27 protein-coding genes are annotated in these 26,148 nt (G+C 63.0%); 13 read left to right on the plus strand and 14 right to left on the minus strand.

Annotation, left to right across the window (positions count from 1 at the left end):
• The first annotated feature begins 8 nt into the window (after positions 1-8).
• Genes gltB through ACE3OA_RS10730 form a run of 3 tightly spaced genes read left to right on the plus strand, consistent with a single transcriptional unit; the run spans position 9 to position 5,568 of the window.
• Complete coding sequence (gene gltB / locus ACE3OA_RS10720; RefSeq protein WP_374310743.1) at positions 9-4,541, plus strand: glutamate synthase large subunit; 4,533 nt, start codon at positions 9-11, stop codon at positions 4,539-4,541.
• Between the two features lie 2 nt (positions 4,542-4,543).
• Positions 4,544-5,032: an NUDIX pyrophosphatase gene (locus ACE3OA_RS10725; protein WP_374310744.1), complete on the plus strand. Its 489-nt coding sequence runs from the start codon at positions 4,544-4,546 to the stop codon at positions 5,030-5,032.
• Positions 5,032-5,568 carry an RBBP9/YdeN family alpha/beta hydrolase gene (locus ACE3OA_RS10730; protein WP_374310745.1) on the plus strand — a complete coding sequence of 179 codons (537 nt, stop codon included), beginning with the start codon at positions 5,032-5,034 and terminating at the stop codon, positions 5,566-5,568. The genes ACE3OA_RS10725 and ACE3OA_RS10730 overlap by 1 nt, the downstream gene beginning before the upstream one ends.
• On the opposite strand, the gene ACE3OA_RS10735 is transcribed toward ACE3OA_RS10730, so the two are convergent.
• On the minus strand, positions 5,565-5,981 hold the full coding sequence (locus ACE3OA_RS10735) for a hypothetical protein (protein ID WP_374310746.1): 417 nt from the start codon (positions 5,979-5,981) through the stop codon (positions 5,565-5,567). The two genes, ACE3OA_RS10730 and ACE3OA_RS10735, sit on opposite strands and share 4 nt — an antisense overlap.
• Positions 5,982-6,463: 482 nt before the next feature.
• On the opposite strand from ACE3OA_RS10735, the gene ACE3OA_RS10740 reads away from it, so the two are divergent.
• The 7 genes from ACE3OA_RS10740 (at position 6,464) to ACE3OA_RS10770 (ending at position 11,992) form a co-directional block, all read left to right on the plus strand.
• Positions 6,464-6,949 carry a hypothetical protein gene (locus ACE3OA_RS10740; protein WP_374310747.1) on the plus strand — a complete coding sequence of 162 codons (486 nt, stop codon included), beginning with the start codon at positions 6,464-6,466 and terminating at the stop codon, positions 6,947-6,949.
• Between the two features lie 65 nt (positions 6,950-7,014).
• Positions 7,015-8,118 (plus strand): hypothetical protein, encoded by a 1,104-nt coding sequence (locus ACE3OA_RS10745; RefSeq protein WP_374310748.1) that lies wholly within the window; start codon positions 7,015-7,017, stop codon positions 8,116-8,118.
• A 33-nt stretch (positions 8,119-8,151) separates the two neighbouring features.
• Positions 8,152-8,730: a histidine phosphatase family protein gene (locus ACE3OA_RS10750; RefSeq protein WP_374310749.1), complete on the plus strand. Its 579-nt coding sequence runs from the start codon at positions 8,152-8,154 to the stop codon at positions 8,728-8,730.
• Complete coding sequence (locus ACE3OA_RS10755; protein ID WP_374310750.1) at positions 8,727-9,383, plus strand: Crp/Fnr family transcriptional regulator; 657 nt, start codon at positions 8,727-8,729, stop codon at positions 9,381-9,383. Before ACE3OA_RS10750 ends, ACE3OA_RS10755 begins: the two co-directional genes overlap by 4 nt.
• A 90-nt stretch (positions 9,384-9,473) precedes the next feature.
• Positions 9,474-9,665 carry a DUF2892 domain-containing protein gene (locus ACE3OA_RS10760; protein WP_374310751.1) on the plus strand — a complete coding sequence of 64 codons (192 nt, stop codon included), beginning with the start codon at positions 9,474-9,476 and terminating at the stop codon, positions 9,663-9,665.
• Positions 9,666-9,779: 114 nt separating this feature from the next.
• Complete coding sequence (locus ACE3OA_RS10765) at positions 9,780-10,823, plus strand: pentapeptide repeat-containing protein (RefSeq protein WP_374310752.1); 1,044 nt, start codon at positions 9,780-9,782, stop codon at positions 10,821-10,823.
• Positions 10,820-11,992, plus strand: a complete 1,173-nt coding sequence (locus ACE3OA_RS10770; RefSeq protein ID WP_374310753.1) for an adenylate/guanylate cyclase domain-containing protein — start codon at positions 10,820-10,822, stop codon at positions 11,990-11,992. The genes ACE3OA_RS10765 and ACE3OA_RS10770 overlap by 4 nt, the downstream gene beginning before the upstream one ends.
• Here ACE3OA_RS10770 and ACE3OA_RS10775 read toward each other — a convergent pair.
• The 5 genes from ACE3OA_RS10775 to ACE3OA_RS10795 form a co-directional block, all read right to left on the minus strand.
• Positions 11,989-12,765, minus strand: a complete 777-nt coding sequence (locus ACE3OA_RS10775; RefSeq protein ID WP_374310754.1) for a succinate dehydrogenase iron-sulfur subunit — start codon at positions 12,763-12,765, stop codon at positions 11,989-11,991. The genes ACE3OA_RS10770 and ACE3OA_RS10775 overlap by 4 nt on opposite strands.
• Before the next feature lie 11 nt (positions 12,766-12,776).
• Positions 12,777-14,600 (minus strand): succinate dehydrogenase flavoprotein subunit, encoded by a 1,824-nt coding sequence (gene sdhA / locus ACE3OA_RS10780; RefSeq protein WP_374310755.1) that lies wholly within the window; start codon positions 14,598-14,600, stop codon positions 12,777-12,779.
• 27 nt (positions 14,601-14,627) lie between these two features.
• On the minus strand, positions 14,628-15,023 hold the full coding sequence (gene sdhD / locus ACE3OA_RS10785; RefSeq protein WP_374310756.1) for a succinate dehydrogenase, hydrophobic membrane anchor protein: 396 nt from the start codon (positions 15,021-15,023) through the stop codon (positions 14,628-14,630).
• Positions 15,023-15,442: a succinate dehydrogenase, cytochrome b556 subunit gene (gene sdhC, locus ACE3OA_RS10790; protein ID WP_374310757.1), complete on the minus strand. Its 420-nt coding sequence runs from the start codon at positions 15,440-15,442 to the stop codon at positions 15,023-15,025. The genes sdhD and sdhC overlap by 1 nt, the downstream gene beginning before the upstream one ends.
• 223 nt (positions 15,443-15,665) lie before the next feature.
• Entirely contained in the window at positions 15,666-16,727 is a 1,062-nt protein-coding gene (locus tag ACE3OA_RS10795) for a MaoC family dehydratase (RefSeq protein WP_374310758.1), read from the minus strand.
• 103 nt (positions 16,728-16,830) lie between these two features.
• Here ACE3OA_RS10795 and ACE3OA_RS10800 point away from each other — a divergent pair, with 103 nt between their 5' ends.
• The 3 genes from ACE3OA_RS10800 (at position 16,831) to ACE3OA_RS10810 (ending at position 19,880) form a co-directional block, all read left to right on the plus strand.
• Positions 16,831-17,577 (plus strand): SDR family oxidoreductase, encoded by a 747-nt coding sequence (locus tag ACE3OA_RS10800; protein ID WP_374310759.1) that lies wholly within the window; start codon positions 16,831-16,833, stop codon positions 17,575-17,577.
• Positions 17,578-17,679: 102 nt separating this feature from the next.
• Entirely contained in the window at positions 17,680-18,525 is an 846-nt protein-coding gene (gene pdxY / locus ACE3OA_RS10805; RefSeq protein WP_374310760.1) for a pyridoxal kinase, read from the plus strand.
• Between the two features lie 170 nt (positions 18,526-18,695).
• Complete coding sequence (locus ACE3OA_RS10810; protein ID WP_374310761.1) at positions 18,696-19,880, plus strand: hypothetical protein; 1,185 nt, start codon at positions 18,696-18,698, stop codon at positions 19,878-19,880.
• 26 nt (positions 19,881-19,906) lie between these two features.
• Here the strand turns inward: ACE3OA_RS10810 and ACE3OA_RS10815 are convergent, their stop codons facing one another.
• From ACE3OA_RS10815 to ACE3OA_RS10850, 8 genes are all read right to left on the minus strand, one after another.
• The gene (locus tag ACE3OA_RS10815) at positions 19,907-20,377 is read right to left on the minus strand and encodes an N-acetyltransferase family protein (RefSeq protein WP_374310762.1); all 471 of its coding nucleotides are present in this window, start codon (positions 20,375-20,377) and stop codon (positions 19,907-19,909) included.
• Positions 20,378-20,515: 138 nt separating this feature from the next.
• On the minus strand, positions 20,516-21,544 hold the full coding sequence (locus ACE3OA_RS10820) for an aspartate-semialdehyde dehydrogenase (protein ID WP_374310763.1): 1,029 nt from the start codon (positions 21,542-21,544) through the stop codon (positions 20,516-20,518).
• Between the two features lie 134 nt (positions 21,545-21,678).
• The gene (locus tag ACE3OA_RS10825) at positions 21,679-21,804 is read right to left on the minus strand and encodes a hypothetical protein (RefSeq protein WP_374310764.1); all 126 of its coding nucleotides are present in this window, start codon (positions 21,802-21,804) and stop codon (positions 21,679-21,681) included.
• Between the two features lie 119 nt (positions 21,805-21,923).
• Positions 21,924-22,187 carry a hypothetical protein gene (locus ACE3OA_RS10830; RefSeq protein ID WP_374310765.1) on the minus strand — a complete coding sequence of 88 codons (264 nt, stop codon included), beginning with the start codon at positions 22,185-22,187 and terminating at the stop codon, positions 21,924-21,926.
• A gap of 67 nt (positions 22,188-22,254) precedes the next feature.
• Positions 22,255-23,136: a universal stress protein gene (locus tag ACE3OA_RS10835; RefSeq protein ID WP_374310766.1), complete on the minus strand. Its 882-nt coding sequence runs from the start codon at positions 23,134-23,136 to the stop codon at positions 22,255-22,257.
• A 251-nt stretch (positions 23,137-23,387) separates the two neighbouring features.
• The gene (gene leuB, locus ACE3OA_RS10840; protein WP_374310767.1) at positions 23,388-24,503 is read right to left on the minus strand and encodes a 3-isopropylmalate dehydrogenase; all 1,116 of its coding nucleotides are present in this window, start codon (positions 24,501-24,503) and stop codon (positions 23,388-23,390) included.
• Between the two features lie 181 nt (positions 24,504-24,684).
• Positions 24,685-25,296: a 3-isopropylmalate dehydratase small subunit gene (leuD, locus tag ACE3OA_RS10845; protein ID WP_374310768.1), complete on the minus strand. Its 612-nt coding sequence runs from the start codon at positions 25,294-25,296 to the stop codon at positions 24,685-24,687.
• A gap of 232 nt (positions 25,297-25,528) precedes the next feature.
• Positions 25,529-26,128, minus strand: a complete 600-nt coding sequence (locus ACE3OA_RS10850) for a histidine phosphatase family protein (protein WP_374310769.1) — start codon at positions 26,126-26,128, stop codon at positions 25,529-25,531.
• Between the last annotated feature and the right edge of the window lie 20 nt (positions 26,129-26,148).

Below are 26,148 nucleotides of genomic sequence, written 5' to 3' on the forward strand. Positions count from 1 at the left end.
CAGCACCCATGTCGCAAGAAATCGAGCTGTTCCGCCGGAACGCTGTCCACCTTTCCGCCACCGGCATGTACGATCCCGCCGATGAAGGCGATGCCTGTGGTGTCGGGCTAATTGCAGCACTCGATGGCAAGCCGCGGCGCGAGGTCGTGCTGATGGGGATCGAGGCGCTGAAATCGGTCTGGCATCGCGGCGCTGTCGACGCCGATGGCAAGACCGGCGACGGTGCCGGCATCCATGTGCAGATCCCGCACGCCTTCTTCGAGGATTTCATTCGCCGCGCCGGGCAGACCCTGCAGCCGGGAAAGTTCGCTGTCGGCCAGATCTTCCTGCCGCGCAACGATCTGGGCAAGCAGGAGAGCTGCCGCGTCATCATCGAGCAGGAAATCCTCAACGCCGGCTATACCATCTATGGCTGGCGCCAGGTGCCGATCGACATCAGCATCATCGGCGAGAAAGCTAACGCGACGCGGCCTGAGATCGAGCAGATCATGATCGCCAATTCGCGCGGCGTCTCGGAGGAGGATTTCGAGACCGATCTCTACGTCATCCGCCGCCGCATCGAGCGCGCGGCGGTGGCCGCCCAGGTGCCGGAGCTTTACATCTGCTCGCTCTCCTGCCGCTCGGTCATCTATAAGGGCATGTTCCTCGCCGAACAGCTGACCTCGTTCTACCCCGACCTCCTCGATGAGCGCTTCGTTTCCAATTTCGCGATCTACCACCAGCGCTATTCGACCAACACCTTTCCGACCTGGAGCCTCGCCCAGCCCTTCCGCGTCATCGCCCATAACGGCGAGATCAACACGCTGAAAGGCAACGTCAACTGGATGAGTGCCCACGAGACGCGGCTCTATTCCAGCGTCTATGGCGACCGCATGGCGGATTTGAAGCCCGTCATCCAGGCCGGCGGGTCGGATTCGGCACAGCTCGACAATGTGTTCGAGATTCTCACCACCCATGAACGGCCGCTGCCGATGGTGAAAAGCCTGCTCATCCCCGATGTCTGGGACGGGCGCGTGACCATGCCCCAGAACATCAAGGACATGTTCAGCTACTGCAATTCGGTGATGGAGCCCTGGGATGGCCCGGCCGCCATCTGCGGCTTCGCCGGCACCTGGGTCGTGGCAGGGCTCGACCGCAACGGCCTGCGCCCCCTGCGTTACGCCATCACCGAGGACGGCATCCTGGTGGCCGGGTCGGAAACGGGCATGGTGCGGCTCGATGAATCGCGCCTGAAGACCAAGGGGCGCCTGGGGCCAGGACAGATGCTGGCGCTCGATCTTTCCGAAGGAAGCCTCTACGACAACAATTCGATCCTCGACAAGCTGGCTGCCACGGCCGACTTTTCGGCCTGGGTCAAGAACATCACGGTCATCGACGACCTCATCAAGAAGACGCGCGGCGAACCCGCCATCTTCGAGAAGGATTTCTTGCGTCGCCGCCAGGTGGCGGCCGGCCTCACCATGGAGGACATGGAAGTCGTCCTCCAGCCGATGGTCGAGGAAGCGAAGGAAGCAATCGTCTCGATGGGCGACGACACGCCGCTCGCTGTCCTCTCCGACCGCTATCGCGGCCTGCATCAATTCTTCCGGCAGAATTTCAGCCAGGTCACCAATCCGCCGATCGACTCACTGCGTGAGAAGCGCGTGATGAGCCTGAAGACGCGGCTCGGCAATCTCGGCAACGTGCTCGACCAGGATGAAAGCCAGTGCCGGTTGCTGCAGCTGGATAGCCCCGTGCTCACCACTGCCGAGTTCCAGGCGATGCGCGCCTATATGGGCGAGAGTGTGGCCGAGATCGACTGTACCTTCGACGTCACCGGCAATGACAATGCGCTCCGCGAAGCGATCCAGCTGGTCCGCCGCCAGGCCGAGGATGCCGTGCGCGGCGGTGCCACGCATCTCATCCTCTCCGACGAGCATGTGAGCGCGACGCGCGCCGCCATCCCGACCATCCTGGCGACGGGTGCGGTGCATGTGCATCTCTTACGCCAGCAGCTTCGCACTTTCACCAGCCTCAACGTGCGATCGGGCGAATGCCTCGACGTCCACCATTTCGCCGTCCTCATCGGCGTCGGCGCCACCACGGTCAATGCCTATGTGGCGGAAGCGGCGATCGAGGATCGGCGTCAACGCGGCCTCTTCGGTGAGTTGCCGCTGGAGGACTGTCTCGACAATTACCGCGCGGCCGTCGACCAGGGCCTCCTCAAGGTCATGTCGAAGATGGGCATCTCCGTCATCTCCTCCTATCGCGGCGGCGCCAATTTCGAGGCGCTCGGCCTGTCACGCACGCTCGTCGCTGAGTACTTCCCCTCCATGCCCAGCCGTATTTCCGGCATCGGCATGACCGGCATCCAGCATCGGGTGGTGGATCTTCACAGGCGCGCCTGGCATGAGAATGTCGTGGCGCTGCCGGTCGGCGGTTTCTACAAGTTCCGGAAATCCGGCGAGACCCATGCCTGGGCGCCGGAGCTCATCCACACGCTGCAATCGGCGGTCGCCAGCGAATCCTACCAGACTTTCAAGCGCTATTCGGAAGCGGTCGCCAAGCTGCCGCCGGTTGCCATTCGCGACCTCCTCGATTTCGTACCGGGCACCACGCCCATTTCGACCGATGAAGTCGAAAGCATCACCGAGATCCGCAAGCGCTTCGTGACACCCGGCATGAGCCTGGGCGCCTTGGGGCCGGAAGCTCACGGCACGCTCAACATCGCCATGAACCGCATCGGCGCCAAATCCGATTCGGGCGAAGGCGGCGAGGACCCGCTCCGCTTCAAACCGCAGCCCAATGGCGACAACGCCAATTCGGCGATCAAGCAGATCGCCTCGGGCCGTTTTGGCGTCACAGCGGAATATCTGGTCAATTGCCGCGAGATCGAGATCAAGGTGGCGCAGGGCGCCAAACCGGGCGAAGGCGGCCAGTTGCCGGCTTTCAAAGTAACATTGGAGATCGCCAAGCTGCGCCACGCCACGCCTGGCGTCTCGCTCATCTCGCCCCCGCCGCATCACGACATCTATTCGATCGAGGATCTGGCCCAGCTGATCTATGACCTGAAGCAGATCAACCCCGAGGCCAAGGTCTGCGTGAAGCTGGTGGCGCGATCCGGCATCGGTACCATCGCCGCCGGTGTGGCGAAGGCCAAGGCGGATGTGATCCTCATTTCCGGCCATGTCGGCGGTACCGGCGCCTCGCCCCACACCAGCATCAAATATGCCGGCATCCCGTGGGAAATGGGTCTGGCGGAAGTGCACCAGGTGCTGACGCTCAATCGCCTGCGCCACCGCGTGAAATTGCGCACCGATGGCGGCATCAAAACGGGGCGCGATGTGGTCATCGCCGCGATCCTGGGCGCCGAGGAATTCGGCATCGGCACCGCCTCGCTCGTCGCCATGGGCTGTATCATGGTGCGGCAGTGCCATTCCAATACCTGCCCGGTCGGCGTCTGCACGCAGGACCCGGCCTTGCGGCAGAAATTCACCGGCACGCCGGAAAAGGTCGTCAACCTGTTCAGCTTCATCGCCGAGGAAGTGCGCGAAGTGCTGGCCCAGCTCGGCGTCAAGACCTTGAACGACGTCATCGGCCGCACCGAGCTGATCGAACAGGTCAGCCGCGGTGCTGCCGATCTTGACGATCTCGACTTGAACCCGATCCTCAGCCAGGCCGATCCGGGGAACGAGGCCCGCTATTGCACGCTGGAAGGCCGCAACGAGGTGCCAGACACCTTGGATGCGCGTATGGTGACGGATGCGGCGGCCTTGTTCCAGGCCGGCGAGAAGATGCAGCTGCAATACAATATCCGCAACACCTACCGCGCCATCGGCACGCGGCTCTCCTCCCACATCACCAAGCGATTCGGCATGGCGGGGCTGAAGCCCAATCATCTGACCGTGCGCTTGCGTGGGAGCGCCGGGCAGTCGCTGGGCGCCTTCGCGGTGCAGGGGCTGAAGCTCGAAGTCTTCGGCGATGCCAATGACTATGTCGGCAAGGGATTGTCGGGCGGCACCATCGTGGTGCGCACCTTGCCTTCCTCGCCGCTGGAAAGCAACCGCAACACCATCATCGGCAACACGGTGCTTTACGGCGCCACCGCTGGCAAATTGTTCGCCGCCGGCCAGGCCGGTGAACGCTTCGCCGTGCGCAATTCCGGTGCCGACGTCGTTATCGAAGGCTGCGGCTCCAATGGCTGCGAATACATGACCGGCGGCACGGCCGTCATCCTAGGGCCCGTCGGCGACAATTTCGGCGCCGGCATGTCGGGCGGCATGGCCTTCGTCTATGACGAGGACGGCCGCTTCCCCTTGCGCCTCAATGGCGACAGCGTCACGTCACAACGCCTGGAAAGCGCCCATTGGGAAGGTCACCTGAAGGCGCTCATCGAGGCGCATGCCGCCGAAACGCAATCGAAATGGGCGGGTTCCATCCTCAACGATTGGGCTGAGGAGAAGAAGAAGTTCTGGCAGATTGCGCCCAAGGAAATGCTCGACAAGCTGGAGCATCCCTTAAGTGATCAACCGGCCAGGCCTGCCGCCAAGAAGGCGAAATAGGGATGGGCGGCCGCTATGGCGACGTGCCCTTGCGGTGCCGCGCCGTGGCGGCGGCCATCATCGCCGGACCCTTCGGTTCAGAGGGGGGTGACACCGCGCGCATTCTGGCTTTGCGCCGGGCGGGTGAGGTTGCCGGTGGCGCCTGGGGATTGATTACCGGCAGCATCGAGCCGGGCGAAACCGCCATCGAGGCGATCCTGCGCGAAGTGGCGGAGGAAACCGGCATTCGCGCCACCGAGCTTTTCACCGCCGGCCTCACCGAGACCTTCTATTTCGGTCCGGATAACGTACTTGAACTGATGCCGATCTTCGTCACCTTTGTGCCGGAGCCGGTCTCGGTGACGCTCGATCATGGCAGCGATCAGTTTCGCTGGTGCAGCCTTGCGGAAGCCCGCGACCTGTTCAGCTTCGCCGGCCAGCGTCGCGCCCTGGCCGACATCTGGCATGACTTCGTCGACCGGGCCCCGGCCCCGTTCAGGAGACTTCTTTAATGCTTCCCGTCGTGATCGTTCCGGGTCTCGGCAATTCCGGACCGCAGCATTGGCAGCGCCTGTGGCAGGCGGAACTGGGTGGGGATGCACACGCTGTCGAGCAGGCAGATTGGGACCAGCCCGATTTCACCGACTGGCTGGCCCGGCTCGACATGGTGGTCGCGGCGATGCCGTCGCCGCCGGTGCTGGCAGCGCATAGCCTCAGCTGCGCACTGGTGGCGCATTGGGCGACACGACAGGCGCGTCCCATTGCCGGCGCCCTGCTGGTGGCGCCGGCCGATGTGGATTCGGATACGCACACACCGCCAGAGACCCACGGCTTCCGGCCGATGCCGCTATCGCCCTTGCCCTTTCCCAGCATCGTCGTTGCCAGCAGCGACGATCCCTTTGTGGCGCGCGACCGGGCGGCCGACTTCGCGCGCCACTGGGGCAGCCGCTTCGTCGATATAGGTCCCGCCGGCCATATCAACACCGATGCCGGTTTCGGCGCCTGGCCGCTCGGCCGGCTGTTGCTCGACGAACTGTGCCTGATTTAGCGCAGACTGAGGATCGGCGCCCATGGCTTTTGCCGGGTGCGTTTTTCCGCCTCATCCAATGCCACGGCATGCGCGACGCGCCAGCGACCCTCGACATGGCGCAGGGTGTAGTGGCTGGCAAAGCTCGCGACATCGTGTCCACGCGCATTGCTGAGCGACCAGATCGCCCGGGCTTGCGCGAAATCGCCGGACAAGGTGGAGATCGTCAATGAAGCAAGGCTGGCGCCGGTGAGACCTTGTTGCCGGTACCCGGCGAACACCCGTGCGAAAGCGGCACGCAATTCGCCGCGCGCGGTGAAACTGCCGTTTCCCTGCTGCGCCGAGAGCAGGCAAGGCAGGTCATAAAGGCTTGCCACCGCGTCGGCATCGAAATCGAGGTAGGCGGCATCGTAGGATTTGAACAGGCGCTGCAATTCGGCCCTTGGATCGGCCGGCGCTGTGGCAGCCGGTGCAGGTTGCGGTCGGTGACGCGATTGAGCTCTGAGAAGAGATTCAACAAACATGGGTTTCGACCTTGGCTGGCGGCGGCGCGCCCGCTGATCTGGCGGGGCACGCGCATGCCGCAATGCTGAAGAAAAAGCGCCGCTGCGAAGGATCGACGGATCTCGAAAGATCGGGACGAGACTTGCGGGCGCTAGCCGACGGGCCCGGCCTGAATGGATCAGGCCGGGTTGCTAATTCGCGCCCGGGAAACCCGCTGGGGGCGGCGCATGCGGGCACACGCCATGTCAAGGTCTCGATGCATGCGGACAGGATGCGCGAAGCAAGGCGGCGGCGTCAAGCGCGCCGCCGGAAACAATCTTCCGTTGTTTGAAAGAAAGACCCATCAAATGCCTACCATTAATGGTTGACATGATTCTGTGCCGCAGGCAGCTTTGCCGTGTGGCCGCGAATCATGACGGGCTGGGTGAAGACGGATGGGAGCCACACATTGACAAAATTGCTGCTCGGCCTGTGCGGCATGTTCGCTCTTTTTCTGCTGCTGGTGAGCCCGCTGCGTTTCGCAGATTTCACGCCACCAGAGAAGGCAACCGAGTTCGTCGATACCTCACCTGAGGCAGTCTGGCTGGCGCAACAGATAAGCGAAGGCAGGCTGCGACCCGCCTATCATGGCGAAATAGTGACCTGGTTGGAAGCGGAACCGACTCTCAGTCCATTCGATGCCGATATGCTGACGGGGGCCAAACTTTTCCCGCCCGGCCTCGAGCTCAGCGGCTCATACGTCATCCTCGCGCCGGTCGATTTCAATACCGCGCCACCTTCATTGAACAGCGGGCGGTTCCTCGCTGAATCGGCGGCGTTGGTCCCCGGCTATGCGCCGCGCGGCATAACGATCTGGTCCATCAGTCCGCATCAATGCTTCGGCAGCTCGTGCCGGTGAATCCAGGCGTGATATTCCATTCGGGCGGCGTTGCCGCCCTTCACCACAACCAACAAGGATCCTGAATGTTTGGGCGCGCTATCTACTACACAGTCCTGATCATCGCGGCCGGTGCCTTTCTCGTCATCTTCGGACCGGTCATCATGCTGAGCATCGGCATCGGCGGCCGCAGCGATATGGAGGACGCGACGCCGCTCAACAACGATGATCCGATTGCAGAGGAGGTGAGCATCGCGACGCCGGTCTGGGCGCTGCGACCCAGTTGTGAAATCAACTCGCGCCCGCCCAACGCGCGAATTCATGCGGTGACCCTTTACAAGGGCGGTATCGAGACACCCGCACAGGCCTTTGGCACGCCGGCGCGACAGGTCAATGTGATCGTCACCGACAAGAGCGGCCCCGTTTTTCTGCTGCTTTCCGCGCGCAATGCCGTGATCTGGAATATACGCATGGCACCCAAAGTTGTTCTGGGCGGCATCGTGACGACCGGGTTCGACCGCCAGACGGTGGTCACCAGGGGTGCGCGTGTGCCCATGCTGGCGGCGGCGGTCGCCGACAAGCAATGCAGCAACGTATTCCGCCGCGGCATGAACATGGGCATGCTCGACGCTGTTTCGGCCGACGAAATTGCCCAGATGTCGACACAGGCTTTCGGCCGCGTGCCGGACAATTTGGTCGACAAACATTCGCTTGAGTCGATCGTCCTTGGGCCGGAGGAGGATGCGGCCCAATTGCCGGCCGAAGCCGAGCCGTTCGTGGTGCCCGATTTCCTGGTCGACCAGCATCGGCCCATCCTGTTCGGCCGCCCGGCATTGGCACGCCTGGTCAGCGAAGGCATTCTTGCGCAGGCGACCGAGGCCGATTTGGCCAGTTGGCGTGCCGCCGGACCCCTATCGCCCAATTTGCCGAGCTACATCGTCAATCTTGACCTGGCGCGCACCTATGTCATCAAGCGGCCGTTCCGGCTGCCTCTTGGACTCGTGGGCGAGGCATCGGCAGCGTTCATTCAGCCGGCCGGCATGAAGCAGCCGGATGGCTGGGTTGGCGAAAACGCCTTTCTCAAATACAGTCCGTTCGGTTGTGCTGCGGCCAGGATCTGGAACGGAAATTGTGACAAGAAGGATTTTGGCGACTTCGAAAGCGTGGGCACAACTTTCAAATCTCAATAGAGCCCGTTGCCGAACAGGATCCAATGACCCGAAATGCCGCTCGCTTCCCTTCCGCTCACCGCCTTTCACTTCGTGCGCCATGGCGAGACCGATTGGAACCGGACCGGACGGATGCAGGGCTGGCGCGACATTCCCCTGAACGCCACAGGCGAGGGGCAGGCGCGGGCCCTGCGTGCTGCGATGTCGGGCTACCGCTTCGGCAGCATCGCGGCCTCGCCCTTGTCGCGCGCGCGTCGGACGGCCGAGATCCTCAATGCGAGGCTCGGCCTCGACATGCATTTCATCGAGGATCTGCGCGAATTCGACGTCGGTCCTTATGAAGGTTCCGAGGCGCGCGGCTGGTTCGCCGACTGGCGAGCAGGCGCCACGCGCGATGGCGTCGAGAGCTTCGCCGACTTCACCAGGCGCATCCACCGCGGCATGACAACGGCACTTGCCCTGCCGGGTCCCATCCTGGTCGTTGCCCATGGCGGCGTCGTCTGGGCTTTGGAGCATCTGCTGGCCCTCCCCGTCGGCATGGATATCGCCAACACGACGCTGGTGCATTTTCGGCCCGAGGGGGATCACTGGCAGCTCGACATCGTCGCGGACGGGTTGGAGAGCGAAGCATGATCGACCGCGCCTTGCTGGCCGCCTTTCCGCCACTCAGCCAGCTGGACGCGGCAGCGACAATGCGCCTTGCCGAAGGCGCGCGGCCGGTCGCGGCCCCCGCCGGTGCCATCCTGGCGCGGCCGGGCGAGTCGCTGCCGCATTTCGTCCTGCTCACCCAGGGTATCGTCAAAGTCCGCGGCGTTAGCGAAGGTGGGCGCGAGATCGTGCTCTACCGTGTTGCTGCCGGCGAGACCTGCGTGCTGTCTGCGGCAGCCTTGCTCGGCCAGCTGTCTCTGGGTGCCGAACTCATTGCCGAAACCGACATAGCCGGCTTCGCCCTGCCCGACAGCCTGTTTCAGGAGCTGGTCGCCGACGCCCCCGCCTTCCGCCAGTTGATCTTCGCCACGCTGGCGGCGCGGCTGCAGGAGATCGTTGCGCTGCTGGAAGACGTCGCCTTCCGTCGCATCGATGCGCGCCTCGCCGGCCACCTGATGGCGCCAGGCAGTGCGTTGCTCACCATGACGCACCAGGACATCGCCGCCGAACTTGGCACCGCCCGCGAGGTCGTTAGCCGGCAATTGAAGGAATTCGAGCGACGCGGGTGGCTGAAGCTCACGCGCGGCCAGATTCAGATCATCGATCGGGACGCCTTGTCGCACCTTGCCGGCACCTGAAAACTCGCCTGCGGTGACCAAGTCACAGAGTGTGTGTCAAAATCCGGCTAACCTCTTTCTATCGCTCAATCCACGAGAGGAGATTTTGTTATGGGGAAGAATGTCGGCGGCATCGACCGCGCATTGCGTCTCATCGTCGGCGTCGTGCTGATTGCCCTGGTCTTCGTCGGCCCGCAAACACCGTGGGGCTGGGTCGGCATCATTCCGCTGGCGACGGCGCTTTTCGGCTATTGCCCGGCCTATCGCCTGATCGGCCTCAATACGTGTAGCGCCGGCAAGTAATCCAACCGCTTGGAAGGCCCGGAGTTGGGCGGGCCCTGGCGCAACATGGCGCTTGTGAGGCGCTGAGGGGAACGGCACCATAGCGGCATCCGAGTCGCTTTATTGGTGCCATGAATGGATCCGCAGGCGCCCAAAGTCCTGAAGAAACTCACGCTCAATGCCGGGGCGCTTCGCCGGCTGGCTGAAGTGCATCGCAATTGGCGGCTGGGCCGGGTCAACGGCCAGCGCCTGATGCTGAGCGAGTGCAATCTTTCCAAGCTCGACCTCAGCCATATGGACTTCACCGACGCCTATATGGTGCGGTGCAACCTCGAGCGGTCGACCTTGCGCGGAACCTTGTTCCGCGGCGCCATCCTGACCGGCACGATCTTCGATGAAGCTGACATGACCGGCGCCAATTTCGAACGCGCCGATATGCGTGGCGCCGTCTTTCACGGCAGCGACATGACGCGGACGGCGCTATCCGCTGCCGATCTCAGGCAGGATTTCACCCAGCGCAGCGGGGGTGATGCCAATTGGGATGAGGCGCCGGCCTGCCGCTTCCGGGGTGCCAAGCTTGCCCAGACGGTGTTCAAGGACGCCAAGCTCGTCAGCGTCGATTTCTCCGGCGCCTATCTGCTGGAGACCGATTTCTCAGGCGCCGACATGCGTCGCGCCAATTTCGCCGCCGCCGAATTGCAGGCGATCCGCCTCAACCAGGCGGAGCTTGAGCAGGCCGATTTCAGCCATGCCTCGGTCGATCAGGCGACCCGCGACCAGGTCCGCGCCGCGCAATTGCCCGTCGGCTCGGCGCCGCGCCTTTCGGAGGCCGAAGTCCGGGAACGCCTCGGCCAGCATGCGCGCTGGGTGAGCACGCTGGGCCAGGCCGGACAGCGCCTGGAACTCGAGGGTTTCGACCTTTCCGGCCTCGATCTCTCGCGCACCAATCTCGCCGCGGCGAGGCTGGTGGGTTGCCGCCTCACCCGCGCCAATCTGAAGCGCGCCTGGCTGCTGGCGACCGACCTGCAGGGTGCCAATCTGTCCGACGCCGATATCAGCGACGCTGATCTGCGCGGGGCCGATCTGCGGGAGGCACATCAGCGCGGCCTGGAATCAACCGGCGCCAAGACCGGCGAGATTCCGGGCCTCTCCGTGAAGACCCGCGGCCTGCGGAATTGACGGCGCCGGATTCCGAGCTCTACGCCTGGCTTGCCGAAGCAAGCTTGCGCGGCACGCCGCTCAGGAACGTCATGGAGGGCTTCTGCGCGCAGATCAATGCGGCGGGCCTCGATCTTGCGCGGGCACTCATCGCCACGGCAGCACTCGATCCGTCGATCCGCGCGCAATCGCTGATCTGGGAGCCTGAGACGGGCTCGCAGATGGAGAGTTTCCCGCATGGTGAATCGAGCATCGCCTGGCGCGAAGGGCCGCTCGTCGTCATGATTCGCAGCGGTACCGGCATGATGCGCCGCCGCCTCGGCCAGCCTTTGGCCATCGACGATTACGCGCTCTTTGCCGAGCTCAAAGAGCAGGGCTTCACCGATTGGATCGCCTATGCGCATTGGTTTCATTGGGAAGTCGAACATATCGAAGGCGGCGGCATGGGCATGGTGAGCTCATGGGCGACGCGCGATCCGGCCGGCTTCTCGGATGGGCAGCTTGATTTCCTGCGCCCACGCGTGGGCGCCCTGGCCGCCGCCGTCAAGTCGCTGGTCGTCGTCGAAAGCGCCTGCAATGTCCTCTCTGCCTATGTCGGCGAAGATGCCGGACATCGCGTCATGCGCGGCGCCATCACGCGGGGCAGCGCAACCGATGTGCGCGCGGTCCTGCTGTTCGCGGATCTGCGCGGCTTCACCCGCTTCAGCGCCGAACAGCCGATCGACGTGACGCTGGACACGCTCAACCGCAGCTTCGATTGCGTTGGCGAAGCGATCGCCGCGCAAGGTGGACAGATCCTAAAATTCATGGGCGACGGCGTTCTGGCAATCTTCCTGCTGGGTCAGGAAACACCTGACGAGATGGTGGCTGACCGGGCCATCACGGCGGCGGTGGAAGCCCAGCGCCGGCTCGGCGCGGCGGAACTCCCGCTCTCCCTCGACATCGCCCTCCATGTCGGCCATGTGAGCTACGGCAATATCGGCACCGCGCGACGGCTCGACTTCACCGTCATCGGCCAGGCCGTCAACGAGGTGGCGCGCATGGAATCGCTCTGCGGTAAGCTCAGCGAACCGATCCTGATCTCGGGAGCGCTGGCCGACATGGCGTTGACAAACAAAAAGCGCCTGCGACCCTTGGGATCGCAGGCACTGCGCGGATTGGACGGAAAGATGCCGCTCTACGGGCTCTAGCGGCGCTCGACCATCAGCTTCTTGATCTCACCGATGGCCTTCGCCGGGTTCAATCCCTTCGGGCAGGTCTTGGTGCAGTTCATGATGGTATGGCAGCGATAGAGGCGGAAAGGATCTTCGAGTTGATCTAGCCGTTCGCCGGTCGCCTCGTCGCGGGTGTCAGCGATCCAGCGATAGGCCTGCAGCAGGATGGCGGGACCGAGATATCGATCGCCGTTCCACCAATAGCTGGGGCAGGAGGTCGAGCAGGAGAAGCAGAGGATGCATTCCCACAAGCCGTCGAGCTTGGCGCGCTCTTCCGGCGATTGCAGGCGTTCGCGGGTTTGCGGCGGCGTATCCGATTTCAGCCAGGGCTCGATCGTCTCGTACTGCGCGAAGATATGGGTGAGGTCGGGCACCAGATCCTTCACCACCGGCATATGCGGCAGCGGATAGATCTTCACGTCACCCTTCACTTCCGCGGTGAACTTCGTGCAGGCCAGCGTGTTGGTGCCATCAATGTTCATGGCGCAGGAACCGCACACACCCTCGCGGCAGGAACGACGGAAGGTGAGGGTCGAATCGATCTCGTTCTTGATCTTGATGATCGCGTCCAGGATCATCGGGCCGCAGGAATCCATGTCGACTTCGTAGGAATCGACGCGCGGATTGGCGCCGGTATCCGGATCCCAGCGATAGATCTTGAACACCTTGATGTTCTTCGCCCCCGCCGGCGCCTTCCAGGTCTTGCCGATGGTGGGTTTCGAATTTGCTGGCAGTGTCAGCTCGGCCATGATGCTGGTCCTTAGTACACGCGGGCTTTGGGCGGGAAGACCTGAACGTCGTTGCTCAAGGTCGTCAGATGGACGGGACGATAGTCGAGCGTCACCTTGCCGCTTTCGTCGATCCAGGAAATGGTGTGCTTCATCCACTTCTCGTCATCGCGATTGGGGAAATCCTCGCGCGCCTGGGCGCCGCGGCTTTCCTCGCGATTGGCGGCCGATTCAATCGACACCAGCGCCTGGTACATGAGGTTGTCGAGTTCCAGGGTCTCCACGAGATCGCTGTTCCAGATGAGAGAGCGGTCCTCGACCTTGACGCGGTGACGCTGGCCGAACACGTCGCGGATCTTGTCGACGCCTTCCTTCAGCGTCTTCCCCGTGCGATATACCGCGCAATCGTTCTGCATGATCTTCTGCATGTCGAGGCGCAGCTTCGCCGTCGGAATATCGCCCTTGGCATTGCGCAGGCGGTCGAGGCGTTCGATCGCCTTGTCGCCGGCATCCTTGGGCAGGTTGCGATGCTTCTCGCCGCTCTTCACCAGTTCGGCAGCGCGGATCGCGGCCGAACGACCGAAGACGACGAGATCGAGCAGCGAATTGGACCCCAGGCGATTGGCGCCGTGGACCGAGACGCAGGCCGCCTCGCCGATGGCCATCAGGCCCTGAACGACGCTGTCCGGATTGCCGTCCTTCTTGGTGACCACTTCGGTGCGATAATTCGTCGGCACGCCGCCCATGTTGTAATGGCAGGTCGGCAGCACCGGAATCGGTTCGCGTGTCACATCGACGCCGGCGAAGATCCGCGCCGTCTCGGCAATGCCCGGCAGGCGTTCGTGGATGATCTTCGGGTCGAGATGTTCGATATGCAGATGGATGTGGTCCTTGTGCGGGCCGACACCGCGGCCTTCGCGAATTTCCATCGTCATGGCGCGGGAGACGACGTCACGCGACGCCAGGTCCTTCGCCGACGGCGCATAGCGTTCCATGAAACGCTCGCCCGCCGAATTGGTGAGATAGCCGCCCTCGCCGCGCACACCTTCGGTGATGAGGCAGCCGGCGCCATAGATGCCGGTCGGGTGGAACTGGATGAATTCCATGTCCTGGAGCGGCAGGCCAGCGCGGAGCGCCATAGCGTTGCCGTCGCCGGTGCAGGTATGGGCGGAGGTGGCCGAGAAGAAGACGCGGCCATAGCCACCGGTCGCCAGCACCACGAGCTTGGCGTGGAAGCGGTGGATGGTGCCGTCATCGAGGTTCCAGGCGACGACACCCACGCAGGCGCCGTCCTCATCCATGATGAGGTCGAGGGCGAAATATTCGACGAAGAATTCGGCGCGGTGCTTGAGCGCCTGCTGGTAGAGCGTGTGCAGGATGGCGTGGCCGGTGCGGTCGGCAGCGGCACAGGTGCGCTGCGCGATGCCCTTGCCAAATTCCGTGGTCATGCCACCGAAGGGACGCTGATAGATCTTGCCTTCCTGGGTGCGGCTGAAGGGGACGCCGTAATGCTCGAGCTCGATGATCGCCGGCACCGCCTCGCGACACATATATTCGATGGCATCCTGGTCGCCCAGCCAATCGGAGCCCTTGACCGTGTCGTACATATGCCAGCGCCAATCGTCCGGCCCCATATTGCCCAGCGAAGCGGAGATGCCGCCCTGGGCTGCCACGGTGTGGGACCGGGTCGGATAGACCTTGGAAATGCAGGCCGTCTTGAGGCCTTTTTCCGCCATGCCGAAGGTGGCGCGCAGACCCGCACCGCCGGCGCCGACCACGACGACGTCATAGACGTGATCGACAAAGGGATAGGCAGTCCCGTTGATGTTCGGCGCGCTTTTTGCTGTATCAGCCATGATGCTTCACTTCTTGAATGTGCTGGCTCAACCGGCGAAGGCGATGACCAGCAGCGAGACGATCGCCGCGACCACCAATGCTACGCCGCTCATCGGCAGCAGGATCATGAGGATGAGCTTGGTCGGCTGGGCATGGATGTAATCCTCGACCACGACCTGCAGGCCAAGGACCGCATGATAGACGGTGATGAGGATGGTGAGGCCGAGCGCGCCCAATGTGAACGGGCTGGAGAGCCATTGGCTGACCACGGCGTAATCGGCGCCGGCATTGCAGACGAGGGCCGCCACCAGCCACAGACTCAAGGGAATGAGCGCCAGGGCCGACATGCGCTGCGCCCACCAGTGATGGACACCTTCATGGGCCGAGCCGAGGCCGCGCGCCTGGCCGAGCTTGGAGCGCAGCGAGTTTTCCGAATGCGCCATCAGAACGCCCCCATCTGGAAATAGCCGATGACCCAGGCGGCAACGGTCAGGATCGCGGTGCCGATGAAGACCGCATAGCCGGATTTGGCGGCGGTGGGCAGCTCGAAGCCAAAGCCCGCATCCCAGGCCAGATGCCGGATGCCGTTCAAGAGGTGATAGAAGAAGGCGACCGACCAGCCGAACAGCAGGGCGCGGCCGATGAGCGAACCGTTGAAATCCTGCAGGCGGTCGAAGGCTTCAGCGCCTTGCGCGGCGGCGATCAGCCAGCACAGCAGATAGAGCACACCGCCCGACAGCGCGATGCCGGAAAAGCGGTGCAGGATCGACGTAATCGAGGTCAGCTGCGGCTTGTAGACCTGCAGATGTGGGCTGAGCGGTCTTGGATGGCGTTTTGCGCCCGAGGACTGGCTTTCGGCCATGATATTTCCCGTCCGATACCTTGCACCTGCCCTTGGGAGGATTTGGGCGGCCGGCGCAAGCTGGTTTACCTCAGGAACCCACCCTCTCCCGATCGAGCTCCTTGGGTTCTGGACCCTTGGATAACGGTCCAAATGCTTCTGCAGTGCAGCAGAAGGCGTGATCTTGATACTGAATTGTTACCACACCGTCAACGAACGCAAGCCGATAGCGACAAGTTTATGCTCAGCCGCGCCGTTTCATCAAAACAGTATAGTCCAAATCGAGGACGACGCTTTCGGGATATTTTCCTGTCGCATCCGAACCCGGGAAGCTGGAACAGGGAAGGTCCTTGGTGGCAATGGTTCGCAACCGCAAGGCGCCAAGATCGGCGCGCCCGGGCAACGCGATCTTCTCGATCACCTCCGACCAGGCATAGATCGTATCGCCCGCGAAGCTCGGATTGACGTGGCGCCCGCCATTGATGGCGGCGATGCGGAACGCATTGGCAAGGCCGTTGAACGAGAGCGCGCGGGCCAGGCTGATGATATGCCCGCCATAGATGAGGCGGCGGCCGAAACGCCCCTGCCCCTCGGTATGCTGGTTGAAATGCACCTTGGCATTGTTCTGGTAAAGGCGCGTCGCGGTCATATGGTCGGATTCTTCCAGTGTCATGCCGTCGACATGGTCGATGCGCTCGCCCGCCTCGTAATCCTCCCAGAGGAAAGGCGAACCCGCGAGTTCGGCATCATAAGCCGTGAGGTCGAGATCCTCCGGCACCTCGAACTCGCCCACATCGAGCATGGGCGGCAGCTGCGGAAGATGCGCCTCCGGCGCCGGGGCGACACGGTCGCGCTTCCTCACCATCACCCAGCGCACATAATCCAGCACCACCTCGCCGGCCTGGTTGCGCCCGACCGAATGCACATAGACGATGCCGGTCTCGTGGTTCGAATTCTCCTTGAGCCCGATCACCTTCGACTGCGCGATGATCGTATCGCCGGGATAAAGCGGCACCCCGAACTTCCCCACCGCATAACCCAGGTTCGCAACGGCATTGAGCGAGATGTCGGCAACCGTCCGCCCGAAGATGAGATGAAAAGCAAGGAGGTCGTCGATCGGGGCGCCGGCAAAACCGATGCTCTGGGCAAAACTGTCAGACGAGGGCAAGGCAAAGCGCGAACCAGTGAGCCCGATATAAAGCGCCACATCCCCTTCCGTCACCGTACGCGGGACGGCATGCAGGATCTCTTGGCCCAGCCTGAAATCCTCGAAGAAATTGCCTGGGTTGGTCTTGGGTGTGGTCACTGGCCGGGTTCCTGTCGATCGCTTGTGCCTAGTCAGGATGCCAGCATATCGCATAGGCTTTGCCGCAGTGCAAATCGAGACCAAGGTCGCAGACGGAGGCAACATGTCGCGCAATATCCTCATCACCGGCGCATCGCGCGGCATTGGTCGCGCTGTCGCTATCCAATGCGGCAAGCGCGGCTGGTCGGTGGGCGTCAATTATGCCGGCAATGATCAGGCGGCAATGGCGACTGTGACAGCGGTCGAGGCAGAAGGTGGCAAGGCCGTTGCCATTCAAGGCGACGTGGCGGTCGAGGCCGATGTCATCCGCATGTTCGACGCGACGGAGAAAGCCTTCGGCCCCATCACCGGTGTCGTCAACAATGCGGGCATCGTGGCGCCCGCTTCGAAGGTGGCCGATATGAGCGCCCTGCGCCTCACGCGCATGTTCGCGGTGAACGTCACGGGCGCCTATCTGGTGGCGCGCGAGACGGCGCGGCGCATGGGCACGGATCGCGGCGGAAAAGGGGGGAGCCTCGTCAACCTCTCCTCCGCAGCCGCTCGCCTCGGCTCGCCGGGTGAATATGTCGATTACGCCGGCTCCAAGGGCGCCATCGACACGATGACGGTAGGCCTCTCCAAGGAGCTGGCGCCGGTCGGCATCCGCGTCAATGCGATCCGCCCCGGCCTCATCGATACCGAGATCCATGCCAGCGGCGGCGAACCCGACCGCGCCTTCCGCCTCGCCGTCAATGTGCCGCTGGCCCGCCCCGGCACGGCGGACGAGGTCGCCAACGCCATCCTCTTCCTGCTGTCCGAGGAATCCTCCTACATCACCGGGGCGTTGCTGGATGTGAGCGGCGGGCGTTAACGCCCAACTGTACCGAGACATGATCGGCGTTGCGGAGCCCCGGCCGATTGCCTAGGCTCCGGGCCGTGTTTGCCCCCTAACGACAGCGCCAGTACCAAGCCCATGCCCATCCTTTCCATCCAGTCCGAGGTCGTTTACGGCCATGTCGGCCACCAGGCCTCGCGCTTCATCCTGGAGCGCATGGGGCATCCGGTCTGGGCGGCGCCCACGGTGCTGTTCTCCAATCATCTGGCGCACAAGACCGTCACCGGGCGCGTGCTCGACGCAGCACAGGTGCGCGAACTTATCGACGGGGTAAGGAAGCTCGGCGTCCTCGGCAAGGCCAATGCGATCCTCACCGGCTATCTCGGTGCCCCTGAAACGGCCAATCTGGTGGCCGAAGTGGTGGCCGAGATCAAGGCGCTCAATCCGCGCGCGATCTATATCTTCGATCCCGTCATCGGCGACCAGGGCGCCATGTATGTGAAGCCGGAACTGGCGCTGGCGCTCTCCTCGATCCTGGTTCCCATCGCCGACGTGCTCTCGCCCAATGTCTATGAGCTGGGGCATCTGACGGGGCGTGAGGTGGGCAGCCGTGCCCAGGCGGTCGAGGCCCTTCACGCCTTGGCCAGGCGCACCCCCGCCCGCGCCATCATCGGCACCGGCGTTCCCGATCCCGACCACCCGGACGAGCTTGCCGTCATCGCGCTGGCGCGAAAGAGCGCCGGCGATCCCGGTACCATCTCGATGGCCACGACCCGCCGCCACCCGCTCTTCGCCTCCGGCACGGGCGACGCCTTCGCCGCCCTCTTCACCGCCCGCTACCTGCGCGACCAGGACCTCAAAGCCGCCATCGAAGCCGCCGTCGCCGGCATGAGCCACATCGTCGCCGAAACCGCCGCCACGGGTTCGGATGAATTGAAGATCATCGAGACCCAGGACAAGTGGGTGGCGGCGCTAGCGCGCTGATCTCCTATCCACCGGGGTTTGAAAAGGTTTTTCGACCTGGTGTCAGCGCAACTATAAAAAGGACAAACAGCGAACTTATCCTGATGACCCGGATCTGCCCGCAACACCGCCGCGCTGAGTTTTATGGGCTGTTATTTTAGGCCTTTGACATTCTCATGGAGTGGCACGCAATGGCACGCAGGAACGAATTCGTCCGCATGAGCTGGTGGGAAGTGGCGCCATATCTGACAATGCAGGATGTGGCGGCGCTCCAATCAGAACTCAAGCGTCTCTATCCGACCCTTGTGATGTTTCCGCGATCGCATCATTTTCATGAACTAGGTCAAGAGCCGCGCCGGCCCGATTTCGTGGACGACATGGTTGAGCATTTTAAGCCGAAGCTGAACGCCGCCGGCAAATATGCACATAACTATGCGCTCGCTCTCAGGGTGCCGTGGCCTGAAGATATAGCAACCGGCAATCCGCAGCGCTTGATCGGCCGGCCGCATCGCCGACCCTATCAGGATTCGAAAGAGGCTTTTCGACGATTCGGCAGGACGGTCTACTTCAAGGCTCCAACCACTGAATGCGGTATGATGTTGTGCGGCATAACCATTGAACCGCCACCCGCCGCCGTCGCGGCCGCGCTTAAAATACCGGAAAAGGCGATACCACCTTTCCGGATACTCGCTTCGCTCGGCGGGTTCAGGGCGGAGCTTCCCTATGACACCGAGGATCCGGAGGTCACCGCTTTTGCCAAGACCGTTTCCGGCATTCTCAGCAGACAAGCCGTCAGAACCTCCTGCACCTATGACGGCATGACCCGGGAACCGGTTTTCACTTCCTCTCACCTGCCGATCAGCAAGAGCTTCCTTCAGCGCTGCGCCATCGAACCTGGTCTTCATCTTCACTTGGGCGGCGTCTACCAAGGACGCCTGTTGTTCTGCGGGCCGACACCGGCGCAACGATGGAAGTGGCGGCGCGAGGCGGGCCTGCCGCCGGAGCCAAAGCCCGCCCCATTGCAAGTGCCAAAATTTCTGCCACATGAATCGCTGAAATGGTCCCGGGAAAACTCACAGCAGAGGATCCCTGTCGATCTGCATGTTGCAATGAACAAAATGGCCAATCGCGCGATGTATGAGCACGTGGCTGCTCAAACCATCGGCTTTGTTCCTTCCGCTGACATTCCAGTTCCAACAATTCTGCCGGAGACGGATATCTGGGAAGGAGCTAGGAAGGCAGAAGAACAACTTAGATTGTTTGAGGCGGGAGTTATCACGGTTTATCCCGGAACGGAATCGCTTCAGCGGCGCCTCGACGAGATTGAAGCGAAAAGATCAAAGCGGAGCCTGAAGCAGTCGAAGCCACGAGAATAGATTGGGCGCGAAGGCAACGTGCGCCGCTATTTGCTGAGATTGCAGCGCAATCGAACGCTATCTTCGACAAACCCGGTCCTTTCATAGAATCGCCGGGCGGTCTCATTGCTCGCAAACACGTCTAGCAGCAGTGACGGATATCCCTGCTCCCTCGCCCAGCTCTCCGCCGCTTCCATCAGCTTCCTGCCAACGCCCTGGCCGGCTGCCTCCTCGGCGACGGCGATGATGCTGACATAGCCGGTCTCGCGGTCGAGCACGTCGCCATGGGTGGGTTGAAGGTGGATGTAGCCGAGGATTTTGCCGTCGCCATCGGCTGCAACAATGAGGCGGCTTTTGGGGTTGGTGTCGGCGAGGGCCTTGTCGGTGAAGCGGCGTTGGAAGCGCTGGAAATCGGTGCGGGTGGCGCCGGGCAGGCTTGCTTCGGCGATGAGGCGATCGTCGAGAGCGCGCAGCGCCTCGTGATCGGCTTCAGTCGCGGGACGGAGGGTTGCGGGCATTCTTCTAATATCTAGACCATTGAAGCGCCCCTCACCCCAACCCTCTCCCCGCGAGCGGGGCGAGGGAGTTTTTCGGCACCTGCTGCAAGCCCCTCGCCCCACGACAGTGGGGAGAGGGGTTGGGGTGAGGGGTATTGCTTACGCCGCCTTCTGCTTCAGATAGTCCTGCGCCAGGACTTCGGCGATCTGCACGGCGTTGAGGGCCGCACCTTTGCGGAGGTTGTCGCCGACCACCCAGAGCACGATGCCGTTCTTCACGGTCGGGTCCTTGCGGATGCGGCTGACATAGACATTGTCCTCGCCGGCGACTTCGAGCGGCGTCACATAGCCTTCATCGGCGCGGTGATCGACGACGGTGATACCCTTGGCCGAGCGCAGGGCCGCGCGCACTTCTTCGACCGAGATGTCGCGCTCGAATTCGATGTTCACGGCTTCGGAATGACTGATGAAGACCGGCACGCGCACACAGGTCGCCACGACATTGATGTTCGGATCGAGAATCTTCTTGGTCTCGACCGTCATCTTCCATTCTTCCTTGGTGAAGCCGTCCTGCATGAAGACGTCGATATGCGGAATGACGTTGAAGGCGATCTGCTTGGTGAACTTGGTGCGTTCCGGCGACTGGTTCATATAGACGCCGCGGGTCTGGTTGAAGAGTTCGTCCATGCCTTCCTTGCCGGCGCCCGAGACCGATTGATAGGTCGAGACGACCACGCGGCTGATCTTGGCGATGTCATGGAGCGGCTTCAGCGCCACCACCATCTGGATGGTCGAGCAGTTCGGGTTGGCGATGATGTTCTTCTTGGTGTAGCCGGCGATGGCCTGCGGGTTCACTTCCGGCACCACCAGGGGCACATCCGGGTCCATGCGGAAATGGCTGGTATTGTCGATGATCACGGCGCCGGCGGCAGCAGCCTTCGGCGCGAAGGCCGCTGAGATCTTGGCGCCGGCCGAGGAGAGGACGATGTCGGTACCCTTGAAATCGAACTTGTCGAGCGAGCGAACCTTGAGCACCTCATCCTCGCCGAAGGAGATCTCGGACCCCGCCGAGCGCTCGGATGCGAGGGCGATAACTTCCGAAACCGGGAATTGGCGTTCGGAAAGGATCTGCAGCATTTCCCGCCCGACATTGCCCGTGGCGCCGACCACGGCTACGCGATAACCCATGATGTCCTCACTTCTTTCTCACACATGGCGCCCAGCCAAATCCTGCTGGGAAAACCGGTCAACAAATGCCCAAAAACAAAAAGGCCGCATCGAACTGCGGCCTTTGTCCTGGGATGAAAACCCAATGGCCGCGTTTAGACCCCGGTGGTTTTGCCGGTGGTCTTGGTGGCGGTCTTGGTGGTGGCGATAGCGCAGGCGAGGATGCCGGCCGGCAGAGCCGTCCCCATCACCTTCGTCCCATGATCCGCAAAAACGCGCATCGCCATCGATCCTGACAAAACGACGGCTGAACCGTCGAAACGGCGTTTTTTATACCGGACCGGCCGGCCTTGTCGAGAGACTTTGCGCCGCAGGTGGCTCGGGAAAAACACGCGCAACTTTATTGCGCGACGAAGATCGGGTCCCAGAGCAGCGGATTGGCCATCCGATCGAGCGTGGGGGTCGGCATCTGCCGCGCTATCTGCTCCATACTGGGCAAGGCCGTGACCGCCACGGCCGGTTTTGGCGCCACGCGCTGCGGCTGGTGGAGGCGCGGCCCAGGCAGCTGCGGCGGGAACATCGAGACCGTGCCGTAAAGCTCGATCATCTTCGATTTGGGGCAGGGGCAGTTGGCGGCGGCGGGGAGGCTGCTCCCCGCCAGCACGACCAAACTCAGCAGAAGCGATCGCCGTCCCGCTCCCATCGCGCCCTCGCGCCCATCGCCCCTTGTCTCAATGCGCCATCAGCACCGGCAGATCGGCGGCATCGATCATATGACTGGTCACCCCACCCAAGACTAGCTGGCGCAAACGGCCATGGCTATAGGCGCCCATGACGATGAGCGTCGCCTTCGCTTCGCGCGCGGCGGCAAGGAAATGCTCGGCGGTCGCCTTGTGGGCGTCGCCCGGCACTTCGCCGACGCTGCACGAGACACCGTGCCAGGCCAGGAAATGCGTGAGGTCGCCGGCGGGATGGGCATCGCGCTTGCCTTCCTTGATCGAGACGACACGTACCTTGCCCATCGCCTTGATGAGGTCGAGCCCGGCGGTGACAGCGCGGGTCGCTTCGATCGAACCGTTCCAGGCGACCAGCGCCGGCCCGTCTTCGAGATGCGCCAGCGTCTCGGCTGACATGCCGTTGGGCACCAGCAGCACCGGCCGGCCGGCGCCGAACAGCACATCCTCGATGCGGACGGCGATGAGGTCGGCCGCTTCGTTCTTCTTCGGGCGCGCCAGCACGACGAGATCCGTGAGGCGCCCATAGCGGCTGATGAGGTCTTCCTCATTCCCCTTGATGTTCTGGAAGGCCGTGGTGACGGCCGGGTGCACGCTAGGCTGCGCATCGACCGGGATGCCGGTCGCCGCCTGCCAATCGGCAAAGGTCTTGGCGGCATTCTTGGCGCGGTGCTGGGCATGGCGCTCGGCCGCCTCGACCAGTTCGGTGATGGCGACGCCGACATCGACCATCAGCGGCGTCTGTTCCAGCGGGTCGGTTTCGACATGCAGCACCGCGATATGCGCGCCGTGGCGCTTGGCGACCACCAGGGCGGCGTCGAGCGAAGTGCGGTCGCCGTCATAACCGAACAGCGGCACGAGGATATGTCGGATGGCCATGGCGGAAACTCCCGATGTCAGATGCGGATGATTGTCAGTTAGATCGATGTCACTCTGGCGCCTGCCGAAGCGATGCGGCTTGATCGAAATCAATCCGACGCATCGCGCCGGCGCTCAGCCTTAAGAGGTGTAAGGTCTTATTGTTTCGGGCAGATGATGGGACGCCGATGGGGGCCGTGGCAAGCACAAACAAAACGCCGGCAACGAACCCGCTGCCGGCGTTTCTGACCTGCTGAGATCGAGCCGCGGCGTCAGGCGGCGAGCCGGTCCAGTTCCTTCAGGATCTCGTCGCCCATTTGGCTGGTGCCGACCAGCGTGCAGCCGGGCGCCATGATGTCGCCGGTGCGGAAGCCCTTGGCCACCACATTGTTGGCGGCCTTGTCCAGGAGATCGGCATCGGCGCCGAGGTCGAAGGAATAGCGCAGCATCATCGAGAGCGAGAGCAGGCAGGCCAGCGGATTGGCCTTGCCCTGGCCGGCGATGTCCGGGGCACTCCCATGCACCGGCTCATAGAGTGCCTTGCGCTTGCCGCCGGCATCGGCAGCACCCAGGCTGGCCGAGGGCAGCATGCCGAGCGAGCCGGTGAGCATCGCCGCGCAATCGGAGAGCAGGTCGCCGAACAGATTGTCGGTGACGATGACATCGAACTGCTTGGGCTGACGCACCAGCTGCATCGCGCAATTGTCGGCATACATGTGGGAAAGCTGCACGTCCTTGTATTCGGTATCGCCCAGCTTCTGCACTTCCTCGCGCCACAGCACGCCGGATTCCATGACATTGGCCTTCTCGACCGAGCAGAGCTTGTTGTTGCGCTTGCGGGCGAGTTCAAAGGCCACGCGCGCCACGCGCTGGATCTCGCTGGTCGTGTAGACCTGGGTGTTGATGCCGCGGCGCTCGCCATTGGGCAGGGTCTCGATGCCGCGGGGACTGCCGAAATAGACGCCGCCGGTGAGTTCGCGCACGATCATGATGTCGAGGCCCTTCACGAGCTCGGTCTTCAGCGACGAGGCCTCGGCCAGTGCGTCGAACACCAAAGCGGGGCGCAGGTTGGCGAACAGTTCCATGTCCTTCCGCAGGCGCAGCAGGCCGCGTTCCGGCTTGTCCTTGAACGGCAGATTGTCCCACTTCGGTCCACCGACGGCGCCCAGCAGCACCGCATCGGCGTCGATCGCCTTCTGCATGGTGGCGTCGGTCAGGGGCGTCCCATGCTTGTCGAAGGAACAGCCGCCGACCAGCCCGTCCTCGGTCTCGAAACCACGGCCGCGGCGCTTCTCGAACCAGGAAAGCACACGCTTCACTTCGCCCATGACTTCAGGGCCGATGCCGTCGCCGGCCAGGATCAGGATCTTCTTCGAATTGCTGGACATGTTTTTTTCTCTGGATCGGACGGAGTTGGCGGGAAAAAGTCCCCTCACCCCAACCCCTCTCCGCCGTCGGCGCAGGCCGACATTCGTCGGCTGGGGGCCGAGGGGCTATGTGCCGATCTCGGCAGGAACTCCCTCGCCCCGCGATAGCGGGGAGAGGGTCGGGGTGAGGGGTGTTAGCTCGTTAGTTCCACAGCCAGGGCTGGCTGAGCTTGTTCTTGGTCTCGAAATCGTCCATCGACGACTTCTTCTGCAGCGTGAGGCCGATATCGTCGAGGCCGTTCAACAGGCAATGCTTGCGGAAGGCGTCGACTTCGAACTTGATGCAGCCGCCGTCGGGGCCGCGGATTTCCTGGGCCTCGAGATCGACCGAGACGACCGCGTTCGAGCCGCGCTCGGCATCGTCCATCAGCTTGGCGACGTCTTCCTTGGAGACCTTGATCGGCAGGATGCCGTTCTTGAAGCAGTTGTTATAGAAGATGTCGGCGAAGCTGGTGCTGATGATGCAGCGGATGCCGAAATCGGCGAGCGCCCAGGGGGCGTGCTCGCGCGACGAGCCGCAGCCGAAATTGTCGCCGGCGACCAGGATCTGCGCCTTGCGGTATTGCGGCTTGTTCAGCACGAAATCCGGGATCTCTTTGCCATCCGGCGTATAGCGCATCTCGTCGAACAGGTTCTTCCCCAGACCGGTGCGCTTGATGGTCTTCAGGAACTGTTTCGGGATGATCATGTCGGTATCGACATTGCGGATCGGCATGGGTGCTGCGATCCCGCTGAGTTTGGTGAATTTTTCCATGTTCCGCCAACTTGTTCCCTAGGGTTCCAGAGCCGTTCTGGAACGGGCGGCGGGTGTTATGTCACGCGGGGGGCCCCCATGCAAGATTGGGGGCAATATTGGGGGCCTTCCGGTCGTCTTCCCCGGGCTTGACCCGGGGATCAGGGGCGACCGGGCGCGATAGTCATTGCTTGCCGGCAGATCCCCGGGTCAAGCCCGGGGATTACGTGTAACTATATGATATTCATAATATTTAAGCTGCCGCGAAGCCATCGATCCGGGCCCGGCGCCAGGGCAGCAGCGACTTGGGCGGCGGGGCGTGGAACAGGGGCACGCCGTTGGGGATGCGCTCGCGGCGGGAAAGGCCGGCGAAGCGCTCGATCGCCCAATAAATGCCGCCATGGGCGACGATGAGGACCGGGCCGGGATTGTTGCGGGGGCTCATCAGTGCCTCGTTGAGGCCATCCAGCGCCCGTTCCATGAAATGGCTGAAGCGTTCCGCCCCGCGCGGGGTCTCGCCCCCATTTTCCTCACCTCTGCGCCAGGCATCGTACCAAGGGCCCTTGGGATGACCTTCGCGTTCGCCGAAATTGCATTCCTTGAGCGCCGCGATCTCGCGCACCGGCACATGAAGGCCGGCTGCCACGATATCGGCGGTGAGGCTGGCGCGGTCGAGGGGGCTGGTGCAGATCGTACCGATGCCCTGATCCCGCAGGATGTCGCGCGCCGCGCGCGCCTGGGCAAGGCCGGTGCCGTTCAAGGGCATGTTGACCTGGCCCTGCACGAGGCCGATGCGGTTCCAGTCGGTTTCACCGTGGCGCAGAAAGAAGAAGGTCTGGCGGAGAAGCTGCATGGGATTCCCCTTCCCTGTTG

It is taken from the genome of Dongia sp. (genome assembly GCF_041906375.1).
In the GTDB taxonomy this organism is placed as follows: domain Bacteria; phylum Pseudomonadota; class Alphaproteobacteria; order Dongiales; family Dongiaceae; genus Dongia.

What these genes read in the sequence shown, in the direction of transcription:
- gltB (WP_374310743.1), top strand. Translation starts at nt 9, where the DNA reads ATGTCGCAAGAAATCGAGCTGTTCCGCCGGAACGCTGTCCACCTTTCC.
- ACE3OA_RS10725 (WP_374310744.1), top strand. Translation starts at nt 4,544, where the DNA reads ATGGGCGGCCGCTATGGCGACGTGCCCTTGCGGTGCCGCGCCGTGGCG.
- ACE3OA_RS10730 (WP_374310745.1), top strand. Translation starts at nt 5,032, where the DNA reads ATGCTTCCCGTCGTGATCGTTCCGGGTCTCGGCAATTCCGGACCGCAG.
- ACE3OA_RS10740 (WP_374310747.1), top strand. Translation starts at nt 6,464, where the DNA reads ATGACGGGCTGGGTGAAGACGGATGGGAGCCACACATTGACAAAATTG.
- ACE3OA_RS10745 (WP_374310748.1), top strand. Translation starts at nt 7,015, where the DNA reads ATGTTTGGGCGCGCTATCTACTACACAGTCCTGATCATCGCGGCCGGT.
- ACE3OA_RS10750 (WP_374310749.1), top strand. Translation starts at nt 8,152, where the DNA reads ATGCCGCTCGCTTCCCTTCCGCTCACCGCCTTTCACTTCGTGCGCCAT.
- ACE3OA_RS10755 (WP_374310750.1), top strand. Translation starts at nt 8,727, where the DNA reads ATGATCGACCGCGCCTTGCTGGCCGCCTTTCCGCCACTCAGCCAGCTG.
- ACE3OA_RS10760 (WP_374310751.1), top strand. Translation starts at nt 9,474, where the DNA reads ATGGGGAAGAATGTCGGCGGCATCGACCGCGCATTGCGTCTCATCGTC.
- ACE3OA_RS10765 (WP_374310752.1), top strand. Translation starts at nt 9,780, where the DNA reads ATGGATCCGCAGGCGCCCAAAGTCCTGAAGAAACTCACGCTCAATGCC.
- ACE3OA_RS10775 (WP_374310754.1), bottom strand. Translation starts at nt 12,765, where the DNA reads ATGGCCGAGCTGACACTGCCAGCAAATTCGAAACCCACCATCGGCAAG.
- sdhA (WP_374310755.1), bottom strand. Translation starts at nt 14,600, where the DNA reads ATGGCTGATACAGCAAAAAGCGCGCCGAACATCAACGGGACTGCCTAT.
- sdhD (WP_374310756.1), bottom strand. Translation starts at nt 15,023, where the DNA reads ATGGCGCATTCGGAAAACTCGCTGCGCTCCAAGCTCGGCCAGGCGCGC.
- sdhC (WP_374310757.1), bottom strand. Translation starts at nt 15,442, where the DNA reads ATGGCCGAAAGCCAGTCCTCGGGCGCAAAACGCCATCCAAGACCGCTC.
- ACE3OA_RS10800 (WP_374310759.1), top strand. Translation starts at nt 16,831, where the DNA reads ATGTCGCGCAATATCCTCATCACCGGCGCATCGCGCGGCATTGGTCGC.
- pdxY (WP_374310760.1), top strand. Translation starts at nt 17,680, where the DNA reads ATGCCCATCCTTTCCATCCAGTCCGAGGTCGTTTACGGCCATGTCGGC.
- ACE3OA_RS10810 (WP_374310761.1), top strand. Translation starts at nt 18,696, where the DNA reads ATGGCACGCAGGAACGAATTCGTCCGCATGAGCTGGTGGGAAGTGGCG.
- ACE3OA_RS10815 (WP_374310762.1), bottom strand. Translation starts at nt 20,377, where the DNA reads ATGCCCGCAACCCTCCGTCCCGCGACTGAAGCCGATCACGAGGCGCTG.
- ACE3OA_RS10820 (WP_374310763.1), bottom strand. Translation starts at nt 21,544, where the DNA reads ATGGGTTATCGCGTAGCCGTGGTCGGCGCCACGGGCAATGTCGGGCGG.
- ACE3OA_RS10825 (WP_374310764.1), bottom strand. Translation starts at nt 21,804, where the DNA reads ATGCGCGTTTTTGCGGATCATGGGACGAAGGTGATGGGGACGGCTCTG.
- ACE3OA_RS10835 (WP_374310766.1), bottom strand. Translation starts at nt 23,136, where the DNA reads ATGGCCATCCGACATATCCTCGTGCCGCTGTTCGGTTATGACGGCGAC.
- leuB (WP_374310767.1), bottom strand. Translation starts at nt 24,503, where the DNA reads ATGTCCAGCAATTCGAAGAAGATCCTGATCCTGGCCGGCGACGGCATC.
- leuD (WP_374310768.1), bottom strand. Translation starts at nt 25,296, where the DNA reads ATGGAAAAATTCACCAAACTCAGCGGGATCGCAGCACCCATGCCGATC.
- ACE3OA_RS10850 (WP_374310769.1), bottom strand. Translation starts at nt 26,128, where the DNA reads ATGCAGCTTCTCCGCCAGACCTTCTTCTTTCTGCGCCACGGTGAAACC.